General features: G+C 59.1%; 10 protein-coding genes and 1 tRNA gene. 8 read left to right on the plus strand and 3 right to left on the minus strand.

Annotated features, from left to right (window positions below):
- Window positions 1-441: 441 nt before the first annotated feature.
- Window positions 442-771 carry a hypothetical protein gene (locus AC07YV_RS29160; protein WP_102702731.1) on the minus strand — a complete coding sequence of 110 codons (330 nt, stop codon included), beginning with the start codon at window positions 769-771 and terminating at the stop codon, window positions 442-444.
- 182 nt (window positions 772-953) lie between these two features.
- Window positions 954-1,038 (minus strand) — tRNA-Leu (locus AC07YV_RS29165).
- Window positions 1,039-1,145: 107 nt separating this feature from the next.
- Here AC07YV_RS29165 and queA point away from each other — a divergent pair.
- From queA to AC07YV_RS29195, 6 genes are all read left to right on the plus strand, one after another.
- On the plus strand, window positions 1,146-2,195 hold the full coding sequence (queA, locus tag AC07YV_RS29170; RefSeq protein ID WP_102702730.1) for a tRNA preQ1(34) S-adenosylmethionine ribosyltransferase-isomerase QueA: 1,050 nt from the start codon (window positions 1,146-1,148) through the stop codon (window positions 2,193-2,195).
- A 14-nt stretch (window positions 2,196-2,209) separates the two neighbouring features.
- On the plus strand, window positions 2,210-3,325 hold the full coding sequence (tgt, locus tag AC07YV_RS29175) for a tRNA guanosine(34) transglycosylase Tgt (protein ID WP_173900872.1): 1,116 nt from the start codon (window positions 2,210-2,212) through the stop codon (window positions 3,323-3,325).
- A gap of 43 nt (window positions 3,326-3,368) precedes the next feature.
- A complete protein-coding gene (yajC, locus tag AC07YV_RS29180; protein ID WP_007956696.1) occupies window positions 3,369-3,704 on the plus strand; it encodes a preprotein translocase subunit YajC in 336 nt (111 codons plus the stop codon).
- Between the two features lie 64 nt (window positions 3,705-3,768).
- On the plus strand, window positions 3,769-5,637 hold the full coding sequence (gene secD, locus AC07YV_RS29185; protein ID WP_102702728.1) for a protein translocase subunit SecD: 1,869 nt from the start codon (window positions 3,769-3,771) through the stop codon (window positions 5,635-5,637).
- Window positions 5,638-5,646: 9 nt separating this feature from the next.
- Window positions 5,647-6,561: a protein translocase subunit SecF gene (secF, locus tag AC07YV_RS29190; RefSeq protein WP_102702727.1), complete on the plus strand. Its 915-nt coding sequence runs from the start codon at window positions 5,647-5,649 to the stop codon at window positions 6,559-6,561.
- Window positions 6,562-6,682: 121 nt separating this feature from the next.
- Window positions 6,683-7,231: a glycine zipper 2TM domain-containing protein gene (locus AC07YV_RS29195; RefSeq protein ID WP_015093622.1), complete on the plus strand. Its 549-nt coding sequence runs from the start codon at window positions 6,683-6,685 to the stop codon at window positions 7,229-7,231.
- A gap of 283 nt (window positions 7,232-7,514) precedes the next feature.
- On the opposite strand, the gene suhB is transcribed toward AC07YV_RS29195, so the two are convergent.
- A complete protein-coding gene (gene suhB / locus AC07YV_RS29200) occupies window positions 7,515-8,333 on the minus strand; it encodes a type III secretion system regulator SuhB (protein ID WP_007974015.1) in 819 nt (272 codons plus the stop codon).
- Window positions 8,334-8,479: 146 nt separating this feature from the next.
- On the opposite strand from suhB, the gene trmJ reads away from it, so the two are divergent.
- Together trmJ and cysE are read left to right on the plus strand one after the other, a co-directional pair.
- Window positions 8,480-9,250 carry a tRNA (cytosine(32)/uridine(32)-2'-O)-methyltransferase TrmJ gene (gene trmJ, locus AC07YV_RS29205; protein ID WP_007974014.1) on the plus strand — a complete coding sequence of 257 codons (771 nt, stop codon included), beginning with the start codon at window positions 8,480-8,482 and terminating at the stop codon, window positions 9,248-9,250.
- A 2-nt stretch (window positions 9,251-9,252) separates the two neighbouring features.
- Window positions 9,253-10,029 carry a serine O-acetyltransferase gene (gene cysE, locus AC07YV_RS29210; protein WP_015093624.1) on the plus strand — a complete coding sequence of 259 codons (777 nt, stop codon included), beginning with the start codon at window positions 9,253-9,255 and terminating at the stop codon, window positions 10,027-10,029.
- Window positions 10,030-10,074: the final 45 nt, after the last annotated feature.

The following is a 10,074-nucleotide window of genomic DNA, read 5'->3' on the forward strand; positions in this document are numbered from 1 at the left end:
AAGCCCCCCCCCCCCCCACCTAATAATCCGTCTCCACGGCATCACCTAGCCTACTCCGCCCGGATGTATGGTAAACAGCCAAGCCTTCGCCGACGTCTCTCTGAGCCCGTCCCGCACCTAGACTTCTCCTCTAGTGCGTTCACGCGGTGATATCAGATACCCGCATTGTAAAACGCGCGATGAGAATGCCTTTATGCTGGGGACCGTTTAGGTTTGCTTGGCAGCCAATTCATCAATGATGTGGCTAAACAGAAATACTACTTTGGCCGGAAGAGGGCTCGGCTAACGCTGGTAGACGGAAAAAAAGAGGGGAAAGGGCGCGCGTGTATCAGGGGGGGCAGATTCACCATTTCTTGGAAAAAGAGGCAGATTTATTGGTAAGTCTTGGCGACCCCCGACGTTCTGGCTAATGGACGCTCCCGTTTTTTAGGCCGCCCGTCTTCATTGAATGTCTTTCAAGTAGTCCTTCAGCGTGACGAGGGGTGCATAAAGCTGCTCTATCGACCGTGCTGCGCTGAAAATCGCCGCCAATCTGTGCAGCTCACGGCCCAAGACTGTATCGACGCCGCCGAGGACGTTCAGCGCGAGATTGAGGCACTCATTCACCTTTACTAGAATCCCCTCAACATCCCCGCGCCGCACCAGCAACTCAAACACATCCCGCTGGTAATCACCCATGACCAAATCATCCCGCAAAATCGGGCTCTGGCCTTCCGATTCATAAGCCAGTTTGAGGGAGAAGAGGGCGACGGTTTCCAGGTGCAATTCCATGGGGGGAATCCTTGTGAAATGTTCTTCCGGCGAGAGGGGCGGAAGAGAAGCAAGATCAAAAGATCGCAGCCTTCGGCAGCTCCTACGGGTTGGTGCGTTGTCGGGGTGTTTGTCGGTGGGGTGCTGGCCACTTTATCGCAGGCGAAAAAAAAGGCCTTGCTAAGCAAGACCTTTCTTAATTTTGGTGCCCCGAGGGAGACTCGAACTCCCACTCCTTTCGAAAACGGATTTTGAATCCGCCGCGTCTACCAATTCCGCCATCAGGGCTCAATGGCGGCGAAGTATAGAGATGAGATAACCGCTGGTCAATCAGGTACATGGAGAATTTTTGATAATTCCGCTAGACTTCCCGGCCCTGCTAGACGAACCCCATCATGCGCGTTGCTGACTTTACTTTCGAGCTCCCTGATTCGCTGATTGCCCGCCATCCATTGGCCGAGCGTCGCAATAGTCGTCTGTTGACCCTGGATGGGGTCAGCGGCGCCCTGGCACACCGTCAATTCACTGATTTGCTGGAGCATTTGCGCCCCGGCGATTTGATGGTGTTCAACAATACCCGGGTGATTCCGGCGCGGCTGTTTGGCCAGAAGGCTTCCGGCGGCAAGCTGGAAATCCTGGTGGAGCGGGTGCTCGACAGTCATCGCGTGCTGGCCCATGTGCGTTCCAGCAAGTCGCCCAAGCCTGGGTCGAAGATCCTGATCGACGGTGGTGGCGAGGCCGAGATGCTGGCGCGGCACGATGCGTTGTTCGAGCTGGGGTTTGCCGAGGAGGTGTTGCCGCTGCTCGACCGTGTTGGGCACATGCCGTTGCCTCCTTATATAGACCGCCCGGATGAAGGCGCCGACCGCGAGCGTTACCAGACCGTTTACGCCGAGCGTTTGGGCGCGGTGGCGGCGCCGACGGCGGGGCTGCATTTCGATCAGGTGTTGATGGAGGCGATTGCCGCCAAGGGCGTCGAGACGGCGTTCGTTACCCTGCACGTTGGCGCGGGTACGTTCCAGCCGGTGCGGGTCGAGAAGATCGAAGACCATCACATGCACAGCGAATGGCTGGAAGTCGGCCAGGACGTGGTCGATGCCGTTGCGGCTTGCCGTGCTCGCGGCGGTCGCGTGGTGGCGGTGGGGACCACTAGCGTGCGCTCGCTGGAAAGTGCGGCGCGCGATGGCGTGCTCAAGCCGTTCAGCGGCGATACAGATATTTTCATTTACCCTGGCCGGCCGTTTCATGTGGTCGATGCCCTGGTCACCAACTTCCATTTGCCCGAATCCACGCTGTTGATGCTGGTTTCGGCGTTCGCCGGTTATCCCGAGACCATGGCCGCCTATAAGGCCGCCGTCGACAACGAATACCGCTTTTTCAGCTACGGTGATGCGATGTTTATCACCCGTAACCCCGCACCACGTGGCCCAGAGGAAACAGAATGAGTCGCCAATGTCGTATGTCTTTCGAGCTGCTGGCCACTGATGGCAAGGCTCGTCGCGGTCGTTTGACCTTCCCGCGCGGTACCGTCGAGACCCCGGCCTTCATGCCGGTGGGCACCTACGGCACGGTCAAGGGCATGCTGCCACGGGATATCGAGGCGACTGGCGCTGAAATCATTCTGGGCAACACTTTCCACCTGTGGCTGCGCCCGGGTACGGAAGTGATCAAGAAGCACGGCGACCTGCACGATTTCATGCAGTGGAAAGGCCCGATCCTGACCGACTCCGGCGGTTTCCAGGTGTTCAGCCTGGGTGCCATGCGCAAGATCAAGGAGGAGGGTGTGACTTTCGCTTCCCCGGTCGACGGCGCCAAGGTGTTCATGGGGCCGGAAGAGTCGATGCAGGTCCAGCGTGACCTGGGCTCGGACATCGTGATGATTTTCGACGAATGCACGCCGTACCCGGCTGATGAAGACGTCGCGCGTATTTCCATGGAGTTGTCCCTGCGTTGGGCCAAGCGTTCGAAAGAAGCCCATGGCGACAACACGGCGGCGCTGTTCGGCATCGTTCAGGGCGGCATGCACCAGGACCTGCGCATGCGTTCCCTGGAAGGCCTGGACAAGATCGGCTTCGACGGCCTGGCCATTGGCGGCCTGTCGGTGGGCGAGCCCAAGCACGAGATGATCAAGGTGCTGGATTACCTGCCGGGCATGATGCCGGCTGACAAACCTCGTTACCTTATGGGCGTTGGCAAACCGGAAGACTTGGTTGAGGGTGTGCGCCGCGGTGTGGACATGTTCGATTGCGTGATGCCAACCCGTAATGCCCGCAATGGGCATCTGTTCATCGATACCGGCGTGCTGAAGATCCGAAACGCGTTCCATCGCCATGATGATTCGCCGCTCGATCCGACCTGCGATTGCTATACCTGCCAGAACTTCTCCCGCGCTTATCTGCATCACCTGGACAAGTGCGGCGAAATGCTGGGAAGCATGCTCAATACCATCCATAACTTGCGTCATTATCAAGTGCTTATGGCTGGTTTGCGCGAGGCTATTCAACAGGGTACATTGGCCGCCTTTGTCGATGCCTTCTATGCCAAACGCGGGTTACCTGTTCCGCTTTTGGACTGAGTTTCCTGACCCCAAGATTCAACATTTGCAACTGGAGTGCTAAATGAGCTTTTTTATCTCTAATGCCATGGCAGACGCTGCAGCCCCTGCGGCAGCCCCTATGGGCGGCGGTTTCGAGTGGATTTTCCTGGTCGGCTTCCTGGTCATCTTCTACCTGATGATCTGGCGTCCACAGGCCAAGCGCGCCAAAGAGCAGAAAAACCTGCTGAGCAGCCTGCAGAAAGGCGACGAAGTTGTGACCACTGGCGGTATCGCCGGCAAGATCACTAAAGTGGCCGACGATTTCGTCGTTCTGGAAGTTTCCGACACCGTCGAAATGAAATTCCAGAAAGGCGCCATCGCCGCGACGCTGCCAAAAGGCACGCTCAAAGCGATCTAAGTTTCAACTTCATTTTCAATCGACGGGGCGCGCAAGGCGCCCCGCGTCATAAACGGGCGGCGTGATGCTGAACAAATATCCTCTGTGGAAATACATTCTGATCCTGGCGGTGCTGGCGGTCGGTCTGATTTATTCCGCTCCCAATCTTTATCCTGATGACCCGGCCATTCAGGTCAGCGGTGCAAGCACTGCGCTGCAGGTCAATCAGGCTGATCTGGATCGTGTGAGCGCTGCGCTCAAGGAATCCGGGATCAACGTCAAGGCTGCCACGCTGGCAGAGGGCGGCAAGGGCGGGCTGATTCGCCTGACCAAGGCTGAAGACCAGCTGCCGGCCAAGGACGTTGTACGCAAGGCGTTGGGTGATGACTACGTCGTTGCATTGAACCTGGCACAAACCACCCCGCAATGGCTGCGCAACCTCGCTGCGCACCCGATGAAGCTGGGCCTGGACTTGTCCGGTGGTGTGCACTTCCTGCTGGAAGTGGACATGGACAAAGCCCTCGACGCGCGCCTGAAAGTCTACGAAGGCGATGTAAAGAGCCTGCTGCGTAAAGAAAAGCTGCGCTATCGCAGCCTGCCGCAACTCAATGGTGCTATCCAGCTGGGCTTCGCTGATGAAGACAGCCGTGAACAGGCCCGTGTGCTGATCCGCAAGAACTTCAATGATTTCGACATTGTTCCGGCCGACCTCAATGGTCAACCGGTGCTGCGTCTGGCGATGACCCCGGCCAAGCTGGCGGAAATCCGCGAATACTCCATCAAGCAGAACTTGACCACGGTACGTAACCGCGTCAACGAGCTGGGTGTTGCCGAACCGATCGTCCAGCGCCAGGGCGCCAACCGCATCGTGGTTGAGCTGCCGGGCGTGCAGGACACCGCCGAAGCCAAGCGTATCCTCGGCAAGACGGCCAACCTCGAGTTCCGCCTGGCCGCTGAGCCGGGTGCTTCGAAAGCCACTTCCGAATCCTTCGAGTTCCGTGAAGGCGGCCGTCCTCCTGCGCTGATCGAGCGCGGCCTGATCATCACCGGTGACCAGGTGACTGACGCCAAGGCCGGTTTCGACGAGCACGGCAGGCCAGAAGTGAATATCCGTCTGGATGGCCACGGCGGCGAGCTGATGAGCCGTGCGACCCGTTCGAACGTTGGTCGCAGCATGGCGGTGATCTTCATCGAGCAGCGTCCGGTCACCACTTACACCAAGCAAGTGGTCAACGGCGTCGAGAAAGACGTGCCGGTCCAGAGCTTCAAGGAAGAGAAGAAGATCATCAGCCTGGCGACCATCCAGTCGCCGCTGGGTGCCCAGTTCCGTATTACCGGCCTGAACGGCCAGGGCGAGTCGTCCGAGCTGGCGCTGCTGCTGCGTGCCGGTGGTCTGGCTGCACCGATGTACTTTGCTGAAGAACGCACCATTGGTCCTAGCCTGGGTGCCGACAACATCACCAAGGGTATCGATGCGTCGCTGTGGGGCATGCTGTTCGTCTCGCTGTTCATCATGGCCATCTACCGCTTCTTCGGCCTCATCGCCACCGTCGCTCTGGCGGTGAACATGGTGATGCTGCTGGCGCTGATGTCGCTGCTGGGTGCAACGCTGACCCTGCCGGGCATCGCCGGTATCGTGTTGACCATGGGTATGGCGGTCGACGCCAACGTGCTGATCTTCTCGCGGATCCGTGAAGAGATCGCCGCCGGCATGACCGTGCAGCGCGCAATCAACGAAGGCTTCGGCCGGGCTTTCACCGCGATTCTCGACGCCAACCTGACCACCTTGCTGGTCGGCGGCATCCTCTTTGCCATGGGCACCGGCCCGGTCAAGGGCTTCGCAGTGACCATGTCCCTCGGGATCTTTACCTCGATGTTCACGGCCATCATGGTGACCCGCGCGATGGTCAACCTGATCTTCGGCGGTCGTGACTTCAAGAAGTTGTGGATTTAAGGGGCTGCCATGTTACGTACAATCAACTTCATGGGCGTTCGCAACTTTGCGTTCGGCGTCACATTGTTCCTTACCGCACTGGCCTTGTTCAGTGTCTTCCACAAGGGCATGAACTGGGGCCTGGACTTCACCGGCGGTACGCTCATCGAGCTGACCTACGAGCGTCCGGCCGATGTCACCAAGGTGCGTGAGCAACTGGCGACCGCTGGTTATCACGAAGCCATCGTGCAGAACTTCGGTGCAACCACCGATCTGCTGGTGCGCATGCCGGGCGAAGACCCGCAACTGGGTCACCAGGTCGCTGAGGCCTTGCAGAAGGTCGGCGGCGAGAACCCGGCGTCGGTCAAGCGTGTCGAGTTCGTCGGCCCGCAGGTGGGTGAAGAGCTGCGCGACCAGGGCGGCCTCGGCATGCTGATGGCGCTGGGCGGCATCCTGATCTACCTGGCGTTCCGCTTTCAGTGGAAGTTTGCGGTCGGTGCGATCGTGTCCCTGATCCACGACGTGATCGTGACCATCGGTATCCTGTCGTTCTTCCAGATCACCTTCGACCTGACGGTGCTGGCGGCGGTACTGGCGATCATCGGTTACTCGCTCAACGACACCATCGTGGTATTCGACCGGGTTCGTGAGAACTTCCGTGTCCTGCGCAAGGCCAGCCTGATCGAGAACATCAACATCTCGACCACGCAAACCCTGCTGCGGACCATGGCGACGTCGATCTCCACCTTGCTGGCGATCGCGGCCCTGCTGTTCTTCGGCGGCGACAACCTGTTCGGTTTCTCCATTGCCCTGTTCATCGGTGTTCTGGCGGGTACCTACTCGTCGATCTACATCGCAAACGTGGTGCTGATCTGGCTGAACCTGAGCACGGAAGACCTGATTCCTCCTGCCAATACCGAGAAGGAAGTCGACGACCGTCCTTGAGGGAAGTTTCTCTCTGCGATGTAGTCCAAAAAAGGCGCGAGTTGAACTCGCGCCTTTTTTTGTGCTCCAAGGCTGGGAGAAGCGCGGACATGTTCCGCATGTGATGGTCCAGGAGGTTCATGTGAACAAGTCGATGCTGGTTGGTGCTGTACTGGGTGCTGTCGGTGTGACTGCCGGGGGCGCTGTGGCCACCTACAGCCTGGTTAAAAGCGGTCCTGAGTTCGCACAAGTACTCGCCGTTGAGCCGGTCAAGACACAAATCAAGACTCCACGTGAAGTGTGCAAGGATGTAACGGTCACCCGGCAGGCGCCGGTGAAAGATCAACATCAGATCGCCGGTACGGTGGTCGGTGCATTGGCAGGTGGTTTGCTGGGTAACCAGGTCGGTGGCGGCACCGGCAAGAAGATCGCCACGGTCGCGGGTGCTGTCGGTGGCGGTTATGCCGGCAACAAGGTGCAGGAAGGCATGCAAGAGCGTGATACCTACACCACGACCCAGACCCGCTGCAACACGGTCAACGACATCAGTGACAAGGTTGTAGGTTACGACGTGCGGTATTCGCTGGACGGCAAGGAAGGCAAGGTGCGCATGGATCGTGATCCGGGCAACCAGATTCCGGTGGATAAGGAAGGCAAGTTGATCCTGTCGGAGAATCAGCAGGGGCAGTGATCTGCTGAAGCTGGATAAAAAAGAAGCACCCTGCGGGGTGCTTTTTTTGTGCCCGCAACATTGTCCGTGACAGCTGATTTCGAATGTAGGAGCTGCCGAAGGCTGCGATCTGTTGATTTTAAAAATCAAGATCAAAAGATCGCAGCCTTCGGCAGCTCCTACAGGGGGGAGGTGTAGCAGTCGGCATCAATGGTGAATGTCAGGTCGGATCGCCAGCAAGCCGGCTCGAATTGCGGGGCATAAAAAAAGCACCCCGAAGGGTGCTTTTTCTGTCGCGGGAAGCTTAGCGCTTCAGCGAGGCTGGCAGGTGCGGCTGGATCGCCGTCAAAACTGCCTTGAAGCACTTGGTGTTGCCGGCAACGACGTGGCCTTTCTCGAGGAAGTCGTGACCGCCGGTGAAGTCGCTCACCAAACCGCCGGCTTCCTGGATCAGCAGGGCGCCTGCAGCCATGTCCCACTCGGACAGGCCTGACTCCCAGAAAGCGTCGAAACGGCCGGCGGCCACGTAGGCCAGGTCCAGGCTCGCGGAACCTGCACGGCGGATGCCGGCAGTCTGGCCAACCAGGGCGCGGAACATGCCCAGGTAGTTGTCGAGGTTGTCCATCTGCTCGTCACGGAACGGGAAGCCGGTACCCAGCAGGGCGCCGTCCAGGCTGGTGCGACCGCTGACGCGCAGGCGACGACCGTTCAGTTGAGCGCCGCGACCACGGCTGGCGGTGAATTCTTCCTGGCGAACCGGGTCCAGAACAACAGCGTGCTCCAGGCGACCGCGGTATTTGCAGGCAATGCTGACAGCGAAGTGAGGAATGCCGCGCAGGAAGTTGGTGGTGCCGTCCAGCGGATCGATGATCCACAGGTACTCTTCGCCTTCGATGCCGGTGCCGGCGTGCATGCCGGTCTCTTCACCCAGGATCGAGTGATTCGGGTACGCCTTGCGCAGGGCATCGATGATTTTCTGTTCGGCGGCGCGATCCACCTCGGATACGTAATCCTTGGCGTCTTTTTCGTCGACCTTGATGGTATCCAGGCGCTCGATGGAGCGGAAGATCAATTCACTGGCGCTGCGGGCGGCGCGCAGCGCGATATTCAGCATGGGCTGCATGGATGTGTCACCTAAGGTTGTTAAAGAAAGCCGGGCATTCTATCAGAAAGTTTCTACAGGAGAAGGACGACGTTCGCTTTCATGGCTTAACGGTAGCTTCAGCTGTAAGATTCCGCTCCCGATTATCGTGTTCGAGAGCGCCTCCCTTGCTGCATAACATTCGTGTCGTCCTGGTCAATACCAGCCATCCGGGCAATATCGGCGGGGCTGCGCGTGCCATGAAGAACATGGGCTTGTCGCGGCTGGTGCTGGTCGAGCCTCGTCAGTTCCCGCATCACGAAGCCGACGCCCGTGCTTCCGGTGCCGGTGACATCCTTGAAAACGCGCAAGTCGTCGCCACCTTGGAAGATGCCCTGGTCGGCTGCAACCTGGTGCTGGGTACCAGTGCCCGCGACCGGCGCATTCCCTGGCCGCTGCTCGATCCCCGCGAATGCGGAACGAAGGTGGTCGAGGAAGCCGGGCAGGGCGCGGAAATCGCCCTGGTGTTCGGTCGTGAAGATTCCGGCCTGACCAACGAAGAGCTGCAGCGATGTCATTATCACGTGCACATTCCATCAGACCCTGAGTTCAGTTCGCTGAACCTTGGGGCGGCGGTGCAGGTGTTGAGCTATGAAGTGCGCATGTCCTGGCTGGCGGCCCAAGGTCAGCCAAGCAAGGTCGAGAAGGAAGAGGTGGCTTCGGTCAAGAGCGCCGAGCTGGCGACCATGGACGAGCTGGAGCGATTCTATGAACACCTGGAGCAAACCCTGGTGGCCATCGAATTCCTCGATCCGGAAAAACCGCGGCACTTGATGGCGCGCCTGCGCCGGTTGTACGGACGCAGCTCGGTCAGCCGGGCGGAAATGAATATTTTGCGTGGCATCCTCACGGAAACCCAGAAAGCGGCCCGTGGTGAGCTTCTAAAGCGGAAGGATTAATGATGTTTGAGCGTTTGCGTGAAGATATCCAGAGCGTATTCCATCGAGACCCGGCGGCGCGTAACGCTTTTGAAGTCCTGACCTGCTACCCCGGCATGCACGCCATCTGGATTCACCGTTTGTCGGCGATGCTGTGGCGCGCAGACCTGAAGTGGCTGGCGCGGCTGGTGTCGAACTTCGGTCGCTGGCTGACCGGGATCGAGATCCATCCAGGGGCCAAGGTCGGTCGACGTTTCTTCATCGACCATGGCATGGGCATCGTCATTGGTGAAACCGCCGAGATCGGCGACGACGTCACTATTTACCAGGGCGTGACCCTGGGCGGCACCAGCTGGAACAAGGGCAAGCGTCATCCGACCCTGGGTGATGGCGTCGTGGTCGGGGCGGGCGCGAAGGTGCTCGGCCCGTTCACTGTCGGCGCCGGTGCCAAGGTGGGTTCCAATGCTGTCGTGACCAAGGAAGTGCCTCCGGGGGCGACCGTGGTCGGGATTCCGGGGCGGATCATCGTCAAGTCCGACGAAGAGCAGGATGCCAAGCGCAAGGCCATGGCCGAGAAGATCGGTTTTGATGCCTACGGCGTGACTGAAGACATGCCTGACCCGGTGGCTCGCGCCATCAACCAGTTGCTCGACCACCTGCAGGCGGTCGATGGGCGTCTGGAGGGGATGTGCGGGGCGTTGAAGGATCTGGGCAGTAATTACTGCGCGAAAGATCTGCCTGAGCTGCGCGAAGAAGACTTCGCCTGCGTAAAAGACAAAGACCAGACCCAAGCCAGCTGACGTCTTTGTGTAGGAGCTGCCGAAGGCTGCGATCTTTTGATCTTG

This window comes from Pseudomonas sp. GW456-E7 (assembly GCF_059424105.1).

Coding starts and splice junctions, on each gene's coding strand:
- secD (WP_102702728.1), top strand. CDS start 3,769: ATGCTGAACAAATATCCTCTGTGGAAATACATTCTGATCCTGGCGGTG.
- suhB (WP_007974015.1), bottom strand. CDS start 8,333: ATGCAGCCCATGCTGAATATCGCGCTGCGCGCCGCCCGCAGCGCCAGT.
- cysE (WP_015093624.1), top strand. CDS start 9,253: ATGTTTGAGCGTTTGCGTGAAGATATCCAGAGCGTATTCCATCGAGAC.
- tgt (WP_173900872.1), top strand. CDS start 2,210: ATGTCTTTCGAGCTGCTGGCCACTGATGGCAAGGCTCGTCGCGGTCGT.
- queA (WP_102702730.1), top strand. CDS start 1,146: ATGCGCGTTGCTGACTTTACTTTCGAGCTCCCTGATTCGCTGATTGCC.
- secF (WP_102702727.1), top strand. CDS start 5,647: ATGTTACGTACAATCAACTTCATGGGCGTTCGCAACTTTGCGTTCGGC.
- yajC (WP_007956696.1), top strand. CDS start 3,369: ATGAGCTTTTTTATCTCTAATGCCATGGCAGACGCTGCAGCCCCTGCG.
- AC07YV_RS29160 (WP_102702731.1), bottom strand. CDS start 771: ATGGAATTGCACCTGGAAACCGTCGCCCTCTTCTCCCTCAAACTGGCT.